The organism is Pseudomonas sp. NPDC089741, assembly GCF_044748825.1.
Lineage (GTDB): Bacteria > Pseudomonadota > Gammaproteobacteria > Pseudomonadales > Pseudomonadaceae > Aquipseudomonas > Aquipseudomonas helmanticensis.
On sequence record NZ_JBIVGT010000001.1, the window covers coordinates 259,526 to 274,516 of the forward strand.

18 protein-coding genes are annotated in these 14,991 nt (G+C 59.4%); 5 read left to right on the plus strand and 13 right to left on the minus strand.

Features of this window, described 5'->3' with window-relative positions; genetic code table 11:
- Positions 1-138: 138 nt before the first annotated feature.
- The 6 genes from ACIPZE_RS01190 to ACIPZE_RS01215 form a co-directional block, all read right to left on the minus strand.
- Positions 139-1,176 (minus strand): DNA topoisomerase IB, encoded by a 1,038-nt coding sequence (locus tag ACIPZE_RS01190; protein ID WP_283436379.1) that lies wholly within the window; start codon positions 1,174-1,176, stop codon positions 139-141.
- Between the two features lie 72 nt (positions 1,177-1,248).
- On the minus strand, positions 1,249-2,328 hold the full coding sequence (modC, locus tag ACIPZE_RS01195) for a molybdenum ABC transporter ATP-binding protein (RefSeq protein ID WP_283436380.1): 1,080 nt from the start codon (positions 2,326-2,328) through the stop codon (positions 1,249-1,251).
- Positions 2,329-2,331: 3 nt separating this feature from the next.
- Positions 2,332-3,012 (minus strand): molybdate ABC transporter permease subunit, encoded by a 681-nt coding sequence (modB, locus tag ACIPZE_RS01200; protein WP_400770667.1) that lies wholly within the window; start codon positions 3,010-3,012, stop codon positions 2,332-2,334.
- Positions 3,013-3,780 carry a molybdate ABC transporter substrate-binding protein gene (modA, locus tag ACIPZE_RS01205; protein ID WP_129394043.1) on the minus strand — a complete coding sequence of 256 codons (768 nt, stop codon included), beginning with the start codon at positions 3,778-3,780 and terminating at the stop codon, positions 3,013-3,015.
- Positions 3,781-3,957: 177 nt separating this feature from the next.
- Positions 3,958-5,016 carry a nitronate monooxygenase family protein gene (locus ACIPZE_RS01210; protein ID WP_283436381.1) on the minus strand — a complete coding sequence of 353 codons (1,059 nt, stop codon included), beginning with the start codon at positions 5,014-5,016 and terminating at the stop codon, positions 3,958-3,960.
- 96 nt (positions 5,017-5,112) lie between these two features.
- On the minus strand, positions 5,113-7,563 hold the full coding sequence (locus tag ACIPZE_RS01215; RefSeq protein WP_400770669.1) for an autotransporter: 2,451 nt from the start codon (positions 7,561-7,563) through the stop codon (positions 5,113-5,115).
- Between the two features lie 187 nt (positions 7,564-7,750).
- On the opposite strand from ACIPZE_RS01215, the gene ACIPZE_RS01220 reads away from it, so the two are divergent.
- The gene (locus ACIPZE_RS01220) at positions 7,751-8,734 is read left to right on the plus strand and encodes an MDR family oxidoreductase (protein WP_400770671.1); all 984 of its coding nucleotides are present in this window, start codon (positions 7,751-7,753) and stop codon (positions 8,732-8,734) included.
- 63 nt (positions 8,735-8,797) lie between these two features.
- On the plus strand, positions 8,798-9,256 hold the full coding sequence (locus ACIPZE_RS01225) for a GyrI-like domain-containing protein (RefSeq protein WP_283436384.1): 459 nt from the start codon (positions 8,798-8,800) through the stop codon (positions 9,254-9,256).
- On the opposite strand, the gene ada is transcribed toward ACIPZE_RS01225, so the two are convergent.
- From ada to ACIPZE_RS01250, 5 genes are all read right to left on the minus strand, one after another.
- A complete protein-coding gene (gene ada, locus ACIPZE_RS01230) occupies positions 9,253-10,317 on the minus strand; it encodes a bifunctional DNA-binding transcriptional regulator/O6-methylguanine-DNA methyltransferase Ada (protein WP_400770673.1) in 1,065 nt (354 codons plus the stop codon). The two genes, ACIPZE_RS01225 and ada, sit on opposite strands and share 4 nt — an antisense overlap.
- Before the next feature lie 72 nt (positions 10,318-10,389).
- Complete coding sequence (gene alkB / locus ACIPZE_RS01235) at positions 10,390-11,070, minus strand: DNA oxidative demethylase AlkB (RefSeq protein WP_283438619.1); 681 nt, start codon at positions 11,068-11,070, stop codon at positions 10,390-10,392.
- A gap of 5 nt (positions 11,071-11,075) precedes the next feature.
- On the minus strand, positions 11,076-11,786 hold the full coding sequence (locus tag ACIPZE_RS01240; protein ID WP_283436386.1) for a 2OG-Fe(II) oxygenase: 711 nt from the start codon (positions 11,784-11,786) through the stop codon (positions 11,076-11,078).
- Positions 11,787-11,879: 93 nt separating this feature from the next.
- Entirely contained in the window at positions 11,880-12,053 is a 174-nt protein-coding gene (locus tag ACIPZE_RS01245) for a hypothetical protein (protein WP_164979434.1), read from the minus strand.
- 27 nt (positions 12,054-12,080) lie between these two features.
- Complete coding sequence (locus tag ACIPZE_RS01250) at positions 12,081-12,383, minus strand: DUF1883 domain-containing protein (RefSeq protein ID WP_016984992.1); 303 nt, start codon at positions 12,381-12,383, stop codon at positions 12,081-12,083.
- Positions 12,384-12,594: 211 nt separating this feature from the next.
- Here ACIPZE_RS01250 and ACIPZE_RS01255 point away from each other — a divergent pair, with 211 nt between their 5' ends.
- Together ACIPZE_RS01255 and ACIPZE_RS01260 are read left to right on the plus strand one after the other, a co-directional pair.
- Positions 12,595-12,951 carry a hypothetical protein gene (locus tag ACIPZE_RS01255; RefSeq protein ID WP_129394030.1) on the plus strand — a complete coding sequence of 119 codons (357 nt, stop codon included), beginning with the start codon at positions 12,595-12,597 and terminating at the stop codon, positions 12,949-12,951.
- 72 nt (positions 12,952-13,023) lie between these two features.
- On the plus strand, positions 13,024-13,254 hold the full coding sequence (locus ACIPZE_RS01260; RefSeq protein WP_064390226.1) for a hypothetical protein: 231 nt from the start codon (positions 13,024-13,026) through the stop codon (positions 13,252-13,254).
- Positions 13,255-13,257: 3 nt separating this feature from the next.
- On the opposite strand, the gene ACIPZE_RS01265 is transcribed toward ACIPZE_RS01260, so the two are convergent.
- Both ACIPZE_RS01265 and ACIPZE_RS01270 read right to left on the minus strand, forming a co-directional pair.
- A complete protein-coding gene (locus ACIPZE_RS01265) occupies positions 13,258-13,539 on the minus strand; it encodes a hypothetical protein (protein ID WP_174823971.1) in 282 nt (93 codons plus the stop codon).
- Positions 13,540-13,686: 147 nt separating this feature from the next.
- Positions 13,687-13,875 carry a hypothetical protein gene (locus ACIPZE_RS01270; RefSeq protein ID WP_283436387.1) on the minus strand — a complete coding sequence of 63 codons (189 nt, stop codon included), beginning with the start codon at positions 13,873-13,875 and terminating at the stop codon, positions 13,687-13,689.
- Positions 13,876-14,133: 258 nt separating this feature from the next.
- Here ACIPZE_RS01270 and galU point away from each other — a divergent pair, with 258 nt between their 5' ends.
- Positions 14,134-14,973 carry a UTP--glucose-1-phosphate uridylyltransferase GalU gene (gene galU, locus ACIPZE_RS01275; protein WP_129394025.1) on the plus strand — a complete coding sequence of 280 codons (840 nt, stop codon included), beginning with the start codon at positions 14,134-14,136 and terminating at the stop codon, positions 14,971-14,973.
- Positions 14,974-14,991: the final 18 nt, after the last annotated feature.

The window sequence follows — 14,991 nt, forward strand, 5'->3', positions numbered from 1 at the left end:
TCCAGAAAAATGTCGTGAAAACCGACAAGCGCCAGAAACGGCGTGTCGCGAAGGCATTTTTAGAAGGCCGGGTTGTTCACTTCTGCGGTCGTCCTGAGAGGAGAAAGGTGGCTAGCCTAGTTCACGCTGAAACGATGATCAAGGTGCGTCGGTCATTTCGCTCATCTGTTCGAGGAACATCGCCAGCGCCACTTCCTCGGCACGCAGCCCTTTGCGCACGCGGGGTCGCGGCAGTTCGGCGAGGGCACCGAGCATGAATTTTTCCACCACGGCAGGGTGGATATAGCACTTGCGGCACACTGCCGGCGTGTTGCCCAACTGCTTGGCCACGCCTTTGACCGTCTCGACGACATGGCGCTTGGCTTCGGTTTCGGTTTCGTGGGTCAGTTGGCGCAGCACCGCCAAGGCCAGCGCGCTGCCGGCCCAGGTGCGGTAGTCCTTGGCGGTAAAGTCGGCGCCGGTCAGGGTTTGCAGGTAGGTGTTGACGTCGGAAGAGCTGACCGTGTGCCGCTCACCGTTTTCATCCAGGTACTGGAACAGGTTCTGCCCGGGAATTTCCAGGCAACGCTTGATGATGCGCGCCAGGCGTCGATCTTTGATGGTGATCTGGTGTTCGATGCCGCTCTTGCCCCGAAACTGGAACAGAATCGCGCTGCCGTTGATCTCGACATGGCGGCTGCGCAACGTGGTCAGGCCGTAGGAGCGATTGTCGCGGGCGTACTGCGTGTTACCGACCCGGATCAACGTCGCGTCGAGCAACGTGATCACCGTGGCCATGACCTTGTCCCGGCTGAAACCGGGTGCGGCCAAGAGTGCTTCCAGCTGTTTGCGCAGTTTCGGCAACGCCAGGCCAAATTCACGCAGGCGCGAATACTTGTCGGCATCGCGTACTTCGCGCCAGCGCGAGTGATAGCGATATTGCTTGCGACCGCGGGCGTCGCGGCCGGTGGCTTGCAGGTGACCGCGCGGGTCGGGGCAGATCCACACGTCGGTGTAGGCCGGCGGCACGGCGAGGGCGTTGATGCGTTTGATTTCATCGGGATCGCTGATGCGCTGGCCCGACGGCTCGAAATAGCTGAACTTGCCGCGCAGCTTCTTGCGGGTAATCCCCGGCTGGGTGTCGTCGACGTAATGCAGGTCGGATGGCAGTGCGTCAGTCAGCGCAGTGTCGGGCATGGCGGCTTCCTTCGGTGGCGCGGCGGTCTGTAAAACGATTGACCGCACGCCGTTGCCGTCGTGCCGAATGATTCAGGCGAGGACCGCGACTGCCTTGATCTGCGCCCAAAGCCGCTGCCCTGGATGCACGCCCAACTGATCCCGCGAGAACCGCGTGATCCGCGCCAGCAACGGTGTGCCGGCAGCGTCGAGACGGATCAGCACATGCGCAGCGTTGTCCGCTGCCTGCTCGCTGACCACCGTCACCGGCAGACGATTGAGAATGCTGCTGAACTCATTGTTTTGCAGGGTCAGGCTGATGTCGCGTGCGTGCACCTTGCAGCGCAAGGCCTGACCCACCGCCATCGGTGCGTGCGTCACACGAATGGCAATTTCGGTGGCCGGCAGTTGCAGGCTGAGCAATTGATACTCGGTATCGTAGTCGCTGACCTGACCTTCAATGATCACCCCGGCGTCGTCGCCCAGCGCCATTGGCAAGTCGAGGCGCGCCAGGGTTTCGCCGATCGGTCCGCTGGCCAAGGCTTTGCCGTCGCTAAGCAGCACCAAGTGATCGGCAAGCCGTGCGACTTCGTCTTGCGCATGGCTGACGTACAACACCGGAATATCCAGTTCGTCATGCAGGCGTTGCAGGTATGGCAGGATTTCGTTTTTACGCTGGCTGTCGAGCGCGGCCAGCGGTTCATCCATCAGCAGCAGTTTCGGGCTGGTCAACAAGGCGCGGGCGATGCCGACCCGTTGGCGTTCACCACCGGAAAGGTGTTGCGGATGACGCTCCAGCAAATGGCCGATACCAAGCAGTTCGGTGGCTTGCGCCATGTCGACGCGGCGTTGCGACTTGGCGATACGCTTCAGACCGAATTGCAGATTGGCCAGCACTGACAGGTGCGGAAACAGGCTGGCTTCCTGAAACACGTAACCGAGCGCGCGTTTGTGCGGCGGGACAAAAATGCCGTTGTCGCTGTCCTGCCAGATTTCATCGTTGATCTGCACGAAGCCTTGTTCGGCACGTTCCAGCCCGGCGATGCAGCGCAGGCAAGTGGTTTTGCCCGAGCCGGAATGGCCGAACAACGCGCTGACTCCGCGACCCGGCAGATGTAGATCGATGTCGAGGCTGAAGCCTGAATAGGCGAGTTGCAAACGTGCATCAATCATCGATCAGCTCCAGCCTGCGCGGGTTTTGCGGCTGGAGTACAACGCCAGCAATACGAGGAACGAGAACACTAGCATCGCCCCGGCCAGCCAATGGGCCTGGGCGTATTCCATCGCTTCGACGTGGTCATAGATCTGCACCGAGACCACGCGGGTCTTGTCGGGAATGTTGCCGCCGATCATCAGTACCACGCCGAATTCACCGACGGTATGCGCGAATCCGAGGATCGCCGCGGTGACAAAACCGGGGCGCGCCAAAGGCAGAATCACGCTGAAAAAAGTGTCCCAGGGATTGGCGCGCAATGTTGCGGCCACTTCCAGTGGGCGGGTGCCGATTGCCGAGAACGCGTTTTGCAACGGTTGCACCACGAACGGCATGGAATAGATCACCGAACCGATCACCAGGCCGGTGAAACTGAAAGTCAGAGTGCCCAGCCCCAGCCATTGGGTGAATTGGCCGAGAAAACCGTGCGGGCCCATCATCAGCAACAGATAGAAACCAATGACGGTGGGAGGCAGCACGAGGGGCAGGGCGACGATCGCCCCGATCGGGCCGCGCAACCACGAACGGCTGCGCGACAACCACATGGCAATCGGAGTGCCGACAACCAGCAGGATTGCGGTGGTCAGGGACGCCAGTTTCAGGGTCAGCCAGATCGCCGCGAAATCGGCACTCGTCAGCGACATTTAGAGCTGGTAGCCGTAGGACTTGATCACCGCAGCGGCTTTCGGGCCTTTGAGGTATTCAACCAGCGCTTTGGCGGCGGCGTTGTCCTTGCCTTTGTTGAGAATCACGGCGTCCTGTTTGATCGGGTCGTGCATGCTGGCAGGCACGATCCACGCCGAACCGCTGGTGACTTTGCCGTCCTTGTAAATCTGCGACAGCGCTACGAAGCCGAGTTCGGCGTTGCCGGTGGAAACGAACTGGTAGGCCTGAGTGATGTTCTGGCCTTCAACGATCTTGGCTTTGGTCGCTTCGGTCAGTTTGAGTTTTTCCAGCACCTGGGTGGCGGCCAGGCCATATGGCGCGGCTTTCGGGTTGGCGATGGACAGATGCTGGTATTCGTTCTTTTTCAGAACCTCGCCCTTGGCGTCGACATAACCTTCTTTTGCCGACCACAGTGCCAGGGTGCCGATGGCGTAGGTGAAGCGCGAGCCCTTAACGGTGTCGCCTTCTTTTTCGAGTTTTTCCGGGGTCGTGTCGTCAGCCGAGAGGAACACTTCGAACGGTGCGCCGTTCTTGATTTGGGTATAGAACTGACCAGTAGCGCCATAGGCTGCAACCAGTTTGTGCCCGGTGTCTTTTTCGAAATCGGCAGCGATCGCCTGGATCGGTGCAGTGAAGTTGGCGGCTACCGCTACCTGGACTTCATCTGCCTGGGCAGCGCCAATGGCGAAGGTCGCCAGCAAAGCGGCCAGGCAGGTAGGGGCAAAACGTGAGGCACGAATGGTCATGTAACAGCTCCGTTGTTGGCGTGTGCACTGGGCAGTTATTGTTGGAGGTGGACTGCGCCGATGCGAGGGGTGAATTCGCTATATAGCGAAATATATAGCGAAATGCCGCCAAACGGGAAGTACTGGTTCAAACAGGGGTGAGCGCCGCTGGACAGCGGCGCCGACTCAAGCCCGTCGCTACTTGAGTTTCGCCAAAGCCCCATCCGCCAATTGCCGGGTCAATTCAGCGCTGCCGAGCTCTTTGCCTAGCGTGAATGCCTGCCCGGCCCAGAGGTTGGCAAACTCTGCCTCACGCTTGGCTCGCAGCGGCATTAACGCACCACCGGCCAACGGAAATGCCGGGGCTTTCGACGACATCGGCCCCAGCTCACGCATAGCGCGGTTGAGAATACCCCGTGCCGGGCGTCCGGTGAAAATATTGGTGATCGCGGTTTCACTTTCCTTGGCGGTGCGCAATGCCTGGTGATGTGCGGCGCTGACTTTCGCCTCCGGTGTAAACAAGTAGGCGGTGCCGACCTGTACCGCCGCCGCGCCAAGCATCAACGCTGCGGCAACCCCCCGCGAATCGCCAATTGCGCCGGCAGCAATCACCGGCACGCTCACCGCATCGACAATCTGGGGCACCAGCGCAAACGTTCCGACCTGGCTGCTCAAGTCTTCGCTGAGAAACATCCCGCGATGGCCACCCGCTTCATAACCCATGGCGATGATCGCGTCGCAGCCGTTGTTTTCCAGCCAGATGGCTTCATCGACCGTGGTCGCAGACGAGAGGATCTTTGCCCCGGTGGCCTTGACCCGATTGAGCAGGGACTTTTCCGGTAGACCAAAGTGGAAGCTCACCACCTCAGGACGAAACTCTTCCAGCACTTCACACGCAGCCGCATCGAACGGCGCCCGATTGGACACTGGTGTCGGTGCATCGAAATCGGCGCCCAGTTCGCGGTAATACGGCTCCAGCAAATTTTTCCACGCCTGTGCGCGTTGCTCATCGGCGGCCGGAGGCTGGTGGCAGAAGAAATTGACGTTGAACGGTTTGTCGGTGTGCTGACGAATGGTTTTCAGCTCTTCGCGCAATTGCTCGATGCTCAGCATGGCGGCCGGCATCGAACCGAGGCCCCCGGCATTGCACACGGCTATCACCATGGACGAGTTCGTCGCCCCGGCCATCGGGCCCTGGATGATCGGCAATTGAATGCCAAGCAGATCAAGAATGCGGGTGTCTGGCCATTGGCTCATTACAGCGGTTCTCCGAACAACGAAACGGAGGCAGTTTTTTAACAGCAAAACCGTCTCCGCAGCCAGTCTGAAATTCAGAACAGCCTGTGCAGTTTTTCAGCGTCGATGGAATCCACCACCACCGCCGCCCCCGAACGAATGGTTCATGAATTGCGACGAGTTATGAAAGTTGTTGGTGCGCTGATTGCCAACGTTGCGCGCGGCGGATTCGCGATTGAGGTTCTGCAGTTGTGCGTTGTTGTTGATCGGCGCCGTGCGCGTAGCGTTGCCGCCGACCATTGATTGCCAGCCACTGTCGGTGCGTTTGTAGACGTTGCCATCGTGGCCGGCGTAGACGTTGTCGCCAACGTGCGCGGCGCCACCGTTGCGCCCGTGAATGCCGCCGAACTGCGTGGTATTGCCGGTGTTGGGGTTATACACGGCGCCGCGATTGGCCGTGACCTGGCTGCCATTGCGGGTATTGCCGGCAGTGACCCGCCCGCCGGCAATGGCGCCACCGTTGGGGCCGACCACTTCGCCACTGCGCCCGGCGGCGTAGTTGCCGTTGTAGACATTGTGTACAGCGCCGCGTTGGCCGGCGGCGGCAACGCCGGTGCGAGAGTTATAGGACGAACCGACCTGGCCGGCCCAGCGATTGCCGGTCCAGGCGTTGTACCCGGCGCCAGAGCGGCTGACGGTCGCCCGATCGCCCCATTGATGATAGATATTGCCGGTCGTCCCGGCCCAGCCGCCGGGCCCCCACGCCACTGCGCCGCCGTGATAACCGTACGCGGCGCCGCCCCAGGCCAGTGGCGCCGGATACAAGTGCGGCCCCCAGGCGTAGCCCCAGCCGTAATTGCCCCACCACGGGTACGCGCCCCAGCCCCAGCCCATCGCGACAGTGCTGCCGCCCCAGCTCCAGCCGAAGCCGAAACCGAAGGTCCAGCCGGTCCAGGGTGTGTAACGGATGGCGACACCAAAACCGTAGGTGACTGGCGGGCCATACCAGACACTGCCGACCCACGGCGTATACGGATAACCGGTGCCGTAGACCACGACGCCGGTCGCCGGATCGAGGTTCGAGCCCTGATAACCCGGGGTGTAACCGACAACCACGGTATCGCCGCTGGACTCATAGACTTTGACGTAAGTGAGGTAATGCATGGGCGAGCTCGGCGGAATCGAATAGATCACCGCCGGCACCGAGCTGGCTACGGCCCAAGGGCCATTCACTGTTGTCGCGCTAAACCAGATACCGTTCTCTACCGCCCACCAACTGTTGTTGTCGACCCGGATTATCGGCGTGGCGCTGTTGACCACATACTGCAGCGGCGTGCTGTCGATCGCCTTGAGTTGCGGTTCGCCGTCGAACTGCGGCGCGGTCATTTTTACCGCGCTTTTCTTGATCGCCGAGGTCTGCGGAATGCTCGCGGCAATCGCCGCTTCCTTGGCTTGCGGGGTGCCTGCCACCGACGCCTTGACGTTCTCTTTCGGGCTGTCATCGGGGATGTTGGCAAAATCTGCCGGCAATTTGTCCGCCGGGGTAAACGTCCACGGGCCGTTCATGTCGCTGGCGCGAAACCATCGACCGGAAATCAGCAGATAGCTGTTCTGGTCGCCGATTTCCTTGAAAATATGCCCGGTGGTATTGCTCACATATAACAGGCCCGTGCCCTGAATCGGTAGCCACTGCGGCGCGCCATCAGTGACCAGCAACTCGGTGGGCGTGGTGGCGACAACGATCTTTGGTTGTGGCGGCTTGGCGAGGCTGGGGATCTTGTCTTTCGGATCACTCTGCCCGGTCAGCAGATCCACTTGCCGGCTCTTGATCGCGGCCTGTTTGGCCTTCTCCAGATCGGCCGGTGGCGAAGCCAGGCGCGTGTAATCGCCGTTCAACCGGTCAGCGACCATCCAGCCATCGAAGACGTGCAGGTAGTGCTTGCCCTGTTCATCCTTCAGCAACAACGGGCGAGTATTGATCACGCGTTGCAGCGCGGTGCCTTCGACGGGGCGATACGCGGCGTCGCCATCGATATAGACGAGCAGTGCCGGAACCTCGGAACTGATGATCGTCGGCGGCGTGTTTTCGAGTGGCGCGCTGTCGGCTTTCTGTTCGGCCGAGAGTACGCCGACAGCGGCTTCCAGCTGATCGAGGGAAATGGTTTTCTTGCGGCTTTCGGCATCTTGTTGCAGCGCTGCGAGCCAGGTGTTGGCCTGACTGGCATCGGCGGGGAAATCCGCCTTGATGATCTTGTATTGATCGAGCGCAACCCAGCGCGTGGCTTTGTCGACCAGGGTGTGGGCGCTGAACTGGACGATGCCGTAAGTGGACTTGCCATCGGCACCGCTGGCTTCGACGGCCGCGCGGGCATTGAGGGTGTATCCATCCCAGCTGTCGAGTTGTGGTTGATACACCGTCAGTCTGGCCTTGCCGCTGGTGATGACTTGCGGCCACGACGGCGCCGCCGGGGCGGTTTGCGCTGGCGTAGCGTCCGCGGCTGCGCACACCTTGCCAAACGCCAGCAGACACAGGATCAACATCACAAACAACGAACGCGGGTAAGACATCGTCAGCTCCATCGACAGGCCGATTTCAAAAGGAATAACGGCGAAAGTACGACCGTCGAAAAAGCATAGCCGCCCGCCATGGAAATACCCGGCGGATTGCTGGATTGGCGGAAAGTCGAGTGTGGCAACGTGTTGCGATGTGGTATTTCAAGGGACGAAATCTTCAAACCAGCCAAGTGAGGCCGTCATGTTCAACGCCATATTGATCGACAAAGACGACAGCGGTTACCGCGCCAGCCTGCAGCAGATCAACGAAGACCAATTGCCCGCAGGCGATGTCACCGTGCGGGTTGCCTACAGCACGCTGAACTTCAAGGATGGCCTGGCAATTACCGGCAGCAGCCCGGTGGTGCGCAAGTTTCCGATGGTGCCGGGGATCGATCTGGCGGGCACTGTCGAGGTCAGCTCGCACCCGGACTACAAGGTCGGTGATCAGGTGTTGCTCAATGGTTGGGGCGTGGGTGAAAACCATTGGGGGGGGCTGGCGCAAAAGGCTCGGCTCAACGGCGACTGGCTGATTCCATTGCCCAAAGCCTTTACGGCGGCGCAAGCCATGGCGATCGGTACGGCGGGCTACACGGCAATGCTGTGCATCCTCGCGCTGGAGCGCAACGGGGTGACGCCGGATCAGGGCGAAGTGCTGGTGACAGGCGCCAACGGCGGTGTCGGCAGTTTTGCCATCGCCTTGCTGAGCAAGCTTGGTTATCGCGTGGTCGCGTCCACGGGCCGGGTCTCCGAGCATGAATATCTGCAACAGTTGGGCGCTGTCGAAATCATCGATCGCGCGACGTTGTCCGAGCCGGGCAAGCCTCTGGCCAAAGAACGTTGGGCAGCTGTCGTCGATTCGGTCGGCAGTCACACGCTGGCGAATGCCTGCGCCAGCACCCGCTCGGAAGGCACGGTCGCAGCCTGCGGCCTGGCTCAGGGCATGGACTTTCCCGCGTCGGTGGCGCCGTTCATTTTGCGCGGTGTGACGCTGGCCGGGATCAACAGCGTGACCCAGCCCAAGGCGCGCCGTATAGAGGCCTGGGATCGTCTGGCCAAGGATCTGGACTTCTCGTTACTGGCATTGATCAGTGACGAAATCGGCTTGAGCGAAGCCATCGAGGCGGCGCCAAAACTACTCGCCGGGAAGCTGCGGGGCAGGGTTGTGGTCGACGTCAATCGCTGACAGAGTAGGCGCCATTGCGGCGCTTACCCGCTGCACTTCAATTGACAGGGAGTGGCATTTTCGATGGATTTGAAACGACAGCAGATCGACTCGTTCACGGTTTCAGGCTTGCGTGTCCGCACCGGCAATGCTGCAGAGCATGTGGCCGAGACAGCAAAAATCGGTCCGATGTGGGGCGAGTTTTTCGCTCGCGGACTGGCTGACGACATGCCCGCCAAGCAAGTGAACTCTCCGGTCTACGGCGTGTACTCAGCTTACGAATCGGATGCTTCGGGTCAGTTCGACGTGACCGCCGGCGTTGCTGTCACTCAGCCTGCTGAAGGTTTCGATGCTGTGGTGGTTGAAGCTGGCGATTATCTGGTGTTCGAAGCACAGGGACCGTTGCCCGACGCGGTGATTGCGACCTGGGGGAAAATCTGGACGTTCTTCGAAGCCAATCCGCAGATTGAACGGCGTTACGCGACTGACTTCGAAGCCTATACCGGCCCCGAATCAGTCGCGGTCTACATCGGCATTCGTTAAGGCTGCATTTCGCGCTCGAGCAACTGCCGCTTGCGTTCGACGCCCCAGCGATAACCCGAGAGATTGCCATCGCTGCGAACCACGCGATGGCAAGGGATCGCCACGGCCAGCCGGTTGGCGCCGCAAGCCTGGGCCACCGCGCGCATCGAGGTGGGGGCGCCAATGCGTTGGGCGATGTCGGCGTAACTGGCCGTGCTACCCGCCGGGATTTCGCGCAGCGCTTGCCAGACGCGTTCCTGAAATGCCGTGCCTCTGACGTCCAGGGGCAGATCCAGGCCAATCGCCGGCGCTTCTATAAATCCCACAACCTTGGCGATCAATTGCTCAAAGCCGCTATCGGCACCGATCAGGTTGGCTTTGCGAAATTGATCCTGCAGATCACAGACCAGTTGGTGCGGGTCCTCACCCAACAGAATCGCGCACACCCCGCGTTGACTTTGCGCTACCAGAATCGCCCCGAGCGAGCACTGGCCAACGGCAAAACGAATATCGTTGTTCTGCCCGGCCGCGCGAAAATCACCGGGCTTCATGCCCAGCACCTGATCGGCTGATTCGTAGAAACGGCTATTGGAGTTGAAACCGGCATCGTATAGCGCATCGGTGACCGAACCGCCATCTACCAGGCGCTCACGCACGCGACGTGAACGATGGGCGGCGGCATAGCCTTTTGGTGTCAGGCCGGTAGCGGCTTTGAAAACCCGATGAAAATGAAAAGGGCTCAAACCGGCGGTTTCGGCGAGTTCATTCAGTGCCGGTGGCGTGTCAGCGGCTTCTATCTGCCGACAGGCTGTTGCCACTGTGGCGGCGTGTTGCGCGCTGACCTCGGTTTGATCCTTGCTGGCGCGTTTGCTCGGCCGATAGCCGGCCGCTTCAGCCTGTTCGGCAGTCTCGAAAAACTCGACATTCTGCGGTTTCGGCAACCGCGCAAGGCTGCTCGGGCGGCAATAGATGCCTGTGGTTTTCACCGCATAGACAAACTGCCCGTCAGCTTGTGGGTCACGCGCAACCACGGCAGCCCAGCGTGGATCGTTTTCGATGTTGAGAGGCGCAAGCGTTTTCATGTGGATTCTTCCGTTGACCTGTTTGATTCAGGTTAACCAGAGTCAGCAAGCGCAACACTCCGGGCCTTGCGGTCAAACTTTTGGTATTTCGCCGGCGACGCGAAAAGTCAGGTTGATCCGTTGTTCGCCCAGACGTGGGTGTCGACCGTGCTTGATCGGCAAGACGCCGTGAAAGCGCAACCGATCAACGCCGCCCCAGACCACCATGTCGCCATGCAACAGCGCAATCCGCTGGCTTTTGTCACTGCGATTGAACCCACCGAAAAGAAACATCGCCGGCAACCCGAGCGACAGCGAAACAATCGGTGCAGCGTAGGAGTTTTCGTCTTTGTCCTGATGCAATGACATCTTCGCACCGGGGATATATTGGTTGATCAGGCAGGAATCTGCCGCGAAATGTGTAAACCCCGCTCGCGCTGCCGCCGAATGTGCCAGATCGGCAAACACCGCTGGCATCGCCGGCCACGGCAAGCCGCTGAGCGGATCGGCGCTTGCATAGCGATAACCGCTGCGATCGGTGATCCAACCCAGTTTTCCGCAGTTGCTGGTGCCCACCGACATGCTGAAGCCGCCGGGCGTCATCATATGGCGCAACGGTGCTGCGAGCAGAATCCTGTCCAGTTCCGGCAAAAGTTGATCGACCACCGGCAGGGCAAAACCGCGCAGCAGCCATGACTGTTCGCCAATCTGCTCGGCACGGGGTTGTTGTTCGGGTTCGTGGTCGGCGAACAAGTCGAAATTGCTCGGTTGCATGAGAGTCATGACGCGTCGTGAAAGATGATGCCTAGGGTATGCCGTTTTCCACTGTGCAGGCGACTGACGCCATGACGCATGGTCACCCGATAGTCGCCGCGCGTGCCTTTTACCGGGCGCTGGTTCACGGCAAAGATCAGCGCGTCACCTTTTTTCAGGTCCAGCACTTGCGGGCGTGTTTGCATGCGCGGGCGTTGCTCGGTCAAGACGAATTCACCGCCGGTAAAGTCCAGCCCCGGTTCTGACAGAAGGATCGCCACTTGCAGTGGAAACACTGATTCGCCGTACAGATCCTGATGCAGGCAATTGTAGTCCTGCGGGCCGTACTGCAATAACAGCGGAGTAGGGCGTAACTGGCCAGCCGCATGGCAGCGCTGCAAGAATTCGGCGTGCGTGGGCGGAAACTCGATGGGTAGATTCATTCGTTGGTACCAGCGATTCGCCAGTGGCGCCAGGCGCGGATACAGGGCGGTGCGCAGGCGCTCGACCGTTGCGGGCAGCGGATAGCGGAAGTACTTGTACTCGCCACGACCGAAACCGTGGCGGGCCATGATCACCTGCGCGCGAAACGGTTCGGTCTGCGGATACAGCGCACTCAAGCGATCACAGCTTTCACTCGACAGCAGCGCGCGAATGACCGCGCAACCGTGTTCATCCAGCTGTTGTTCCAGGTCTGCCCAATCGAGGGTGTCCAGCCGGGAAGGTGACATCGACATACTGACTCCTTGACGCAAGGTCGAGTCGATCAGTCTGAGCGAGGACAGGCGGCAGAACACTCCGCCGCTTGCGGTCAAATTGCTGTCGGTGTCTTACAGCGCTTTGCTGACAGCGATTTCGCTGATCAGGTCTTCCTTCCCGTGGATTTTGTCGAGCTCGGCCCGAGCTTCCGCTTCGGTGCCGTTTACCAGTTGCGCGAACTCGAAGCGGCGCTCACCGTTGAGTTTGTACTTGATGACGTATTTGGTCGTTTGGGCCACGGTCATGCATTCCTTTTGAATGGGCAGAGCGTCTCAGCTGAGTTTGGTGCTGGAGCGGCGGATGATCTTGATCGAATGGGTCAGGGTCGGCTTGCGCGTCACGCTGATTGGCCGACGGTTGACGGTGTCGATGGTGATGTTCCAGAAACCGGTGCTCGGCGCCGTGATACGTGCCGGGAAGGTGTCGAAAGCGCCGCCGTGATAGGTGTGACGACCGCCGTTCTTGAAGCTGCGGAAGTTGGCGTCGTTCATCAGACGGATGTTGCACATTTGCGAGCATTGGATGACGACGATGTCGTCTTCGTTGAGGTGTTCGCGCTGGTGAATGAATTTCATGGGCGCCTCCAGAAGGGCTTTTTCTACAAAATCAAAACGATAGCTTGTCGATTGGGCGCAGTTTATCAGCCCGCACGGGTTATTATCTGGCCGTCGGGCGTTGGTTTGACAATTTTGAACAGATATTCGCAATCGGATGCGGGTTAAATGCAGAAGGCCCCGGAGAAAAACGGCATTTGTGCTGTCGGACGGTCTTTAACGGAGGTTTTGTATGAAGTGGGGTGTGGTGTGTGTGCCGTTGGTTTTGGCTATGGCTGGTTGTGCGAATGTTTCCGAAATCAATGAAACATTGCCGACCATGAGCGTGATCTCCGGCAAGAAGCCCCATGAATATGCTCAATGCCTGGCCGAAAAACTCGCGGACAGCCGTGGTGCATTGCAGATGCAGCCGCACAAGGACGGCGTTCGTGTGATCGTTCCGGGGAAGTTTTCCTCAGGCCCGGCCGCCGTATTTGATATTGAAGATCGCTCCGGCGGCAGCAGCATCAAGCTGCATGAGCGCATGTCCAATGTGCCGGTACGTCCACGAGATGTGCGTAACGCGGCCAACGCGTGTATTTCCGGCTGATAGACTGTTCAGTCATCAGTATCGATGCCGTCACAGTGATGCTGTGGCGGCATTTTCATTTCTGGAGTCGCGATGAAGCGAGAGCAAGTACGGGAACGCCACGCAGAGGGCCTGATCTCTGCCACCCATGTAATCCAGAACCCGGCGAACCCGGGGGAGTGGATCGTGTTTTTCAAGAAAAGCGCCGGGCGCAGTTATTTCCTGGTGGATGACAACGATGAGGTCGAATCTTTCGGCCGGCTCGACGATTTGATCGAAGTGGTGCGCGGCCTCGGGATCAAGTTCGCCGAAATTCACATGTAAGGTTTACTTGCAGACCACCACCACGCTGCGATTTTTATAGTTGCCGACGTCGACGCCCAGGGTCTTGTCGCTCTCCTTGGGCTGTGGCGTGCCGTCGGTACCGACGATGCGATAACCGGTGCCTGCGCACGAAGCATCGGCTTTTTCATAGCAGGTGGCCCAGGAATTGGCTTCGCCGGAGCAATCGATGCTCAACCCCTGCTCGCCGTTGTTCAGGTACGTGGTTTCGGACGTGGCGCAGCCGCTCAGCGCCAATACCGCGAGAAGGGGCAGTAATCTGTTCATGTTCATGGTTATGTTCGTCTTCAGCGAGGGGGACTAGACGCTCTGACAGCGCCGGTATGAAAAGGTTATAGCGATTGGCCACGTGTTTTTGCGCAGCCACAAAAAAAGCCCTGCACACTGGCAGGGCTCTTTGTATCTCGGGACTGATCAGTCCTGAGTTTTGCCGCGTCGCTTTGGCGCGGGAGGGGTGTAATCGAGCACCGACGCTACTTCAATTGCCATCGCTTCGCTGGGTAGCGGCCCGGAGACATCTTCGCCATTGCTGGCGGTGATGTGCCACTGGCCATCTTTGCCTTTGTCGACCGTGTACCCGTTGATGATTTTTGCTTCGGCCATCTATCTGTCTCGTTCGCTGGTTCAAAGCCGTCATGATACCGGCAAATGCTCCCATTGGGGTGTGATGAGCGTATGGTTGTGCAGTTTGCCGGCGCCTTTGAGCTACGCTGTTCTGACTCTGCGCAGAAGCCGAGGGAACTATCGGCGAGAATATTTCTCTATGATGGCATCGGTTAGCCAGTGCGGGGCATTGTAAGGTGCACGCCGCCTGATTAGACTGCGCCGAAACTCGTACACACAGCCCTTTCAAGGACTTATATGATCAAGAAATGCTTGTTCCCAGCAGCCGGTTACGGTACTCGCTTCCTGCCAGCGACTAAAGCCATGCCTAAAGAAATGCTGCCGGTGGTAAACAAGCCACTGATCCAGTACGGCGTCGAAGAAGCACTGGACGCTGGCCTGACGCAAATCTCCATCGTTACCGGTCGTGGCAAGCGCGCTCTGGAAGACCACTTCGACATCAGCTACGAGCTGGAAAACCAGATCAAGGGTACCGACAAAGAGAAATACCTGGTCGGCATCCGCAAGCTGCTCGACGAGTGTTCGTTCTCTTACACCCGTCAGACCGAAATGAAAGGTCTGGGCCACGCGATCCTCACCGGCCGCCCGCTGATCGGTGACGAACCGTTCGCCGTGGTACTGGCGGATGACCTGTGCGTCAACCTCGAAGGCGACGGCGTACTGACCCAGATGGTCAAGCTGTACAAGCAGTTCCGCTGCTCGATCATCGCCATCCAGGAAGTCGATCCGCAGGAAACCAGCAAGTACGGCGTTATCGCTGGCGAAATGATCCGCGACGACATCTATCGCGTGCACAGCATGGTCGAGAAGCCAAAACCGGAAGACGCGCCGTCGAACCTGGCGATCATCGGTCGTTACATCCTGACCCCGGACATTTTCGACCTGATCGAACAAACCGAGCCAGGCAAGGGCGGCGAAATCCAGATCACCGACGCCCTGATGAAACAAGCCCAGAACGGCTGCGTGATGGCCTACAAATTCAAAGGCAAGCGTTTCGACTGCGGTGGTGCTGAAGGCTACATCGAAGCGACCAACTTCTGCTTCGAGAACTTCTACAAGACTGGCAAGGCTTACTAAGAGCGCTTGATTGGTCTG

Bases quoted from the DNA above. Each gene is read 5' to 3' on its own strand.
- ACIPZE_RS01190 (WP_283436379.1), bottom strand. From the start codon at position 1,176: ATGCCCGACACTGCGCTGACTGACGCACTGCCATCCGACCTGCATTAC.
- modC (WP_283436380.1), bottom strand. From the start codon at position 2,328: ATGATTGATGCACGTTTGCAACTCGCCTATTCAGGCTTCAGCCTCGAC.
- modB (WP_400770667.1), bottom strand. From the start codon at position 3,012: ATGTCGCTGACGAGTGCCGATTTCGCGGCGATCTGGCTGACCCTGAAA.
- modA (WP_129394043.1), bottom strand. From the start codon at position 3,780: ATGACCATTCGTGCCTCACGTTTTGCCCCTACCTGCCTGGCCGCTTTG.
- ACIPZE_RS01210 (WP_283436381.1), bottom strand. From the start codon at position 5,016: ATGAGCCAATGGCCAGACACCCGCATTCTTGATCTGCTTGGCATTCAA.
- ACIPZE_RS01215 (WP_400770669.1), bottom strand. From the start codon at position 7,563: ATGTCTTACCCGCGTTCGTTGTTTGTGATGTTGATCCTGTGTCTGCTG.
- ACIPZE_RS01220 (WP_400770671.1), top strand. From the start codon at position 7,751: ATGTTCAACGCCATATTGATCGACAAAGACGACAGCGGTTACCGCGCC.
- ACIPZE_RS01225 (WP_283436384.1), top strand. From the start codon at position 8,798: ATGGATTTGAAACGACAGCAGATCGACTCGTTCACGGTTTCAGGCTTG.
- ada (WP_400770673.1), bottom strand. From the start codon at position 10,317: ATGAAAACGCTTGCGCCTCTCAACATCGAAAACGATCCACGCTGGGCT.
- alkB (WP_283438619.1), bottom strand. From the start codon at position 11,070: ATGCAACCGAGCAATTTCGACTTGTTCGCCGACCACGAACCCGAACAA.
- ACIPZE_RS01240 (WP_283436386.1), bottom strand. From the start codon at position 11,786: ATGTCGATGTCACCTTCCCGGCTGGACACCCTCGATTGGGCAGACCTG.
- ACIPZE_RS01245 (WP_164979434.1), bottom strand. From the start codon at position 12,053: ATGACCGTGGCCCAAACGACCAAATACGTCATCAAGTACAAACTCAAC.
- ACIPZE_RS01250 (WP_016984992.1), bottom strand. From the start codon at position 12,383: ATGAAATTCATTCACCAGCGCGAACACCTCAACGAAGACGACATCGTC.
- ACIPZE_RS01255 (WP_129394030.1), top strand. From the start codon at position 12,595: ATGAAGTGGGGTGTGGTGTGTGTGCCGTTGGTTTTGGCTATGGCTGGT.
- ACIPZE_RS01260 (WP_064390226.1), top strand. From the start codon at position 13,024: ATGAAGCGAGAGCAAGTACGGGAACGCCACGCAGAGGGCCTGATCTCT.
- ACIPZE_RS01265 (WP_174823971.1), bottom strand. From the start codon at position 13,539: ATGAACAGATTACTGCCCCTTCTCGCGGTATTGGCGCTGAGCGGCTGC.
- ACIPZE_RS01270 (WP_283436387.1), bottom strand. From the start codon at position 13,875: ATGGCCGAAGCAAAAATCATCAACGGGTACACGGTCGACAAAGGCAAA.
- galU (WP_129394025.1), top strand. From the start codon at position 14,134: ATGATCAAGAAATGCTTGTTCCCAGCAGCCGGTTACGGTACTCGCTTC.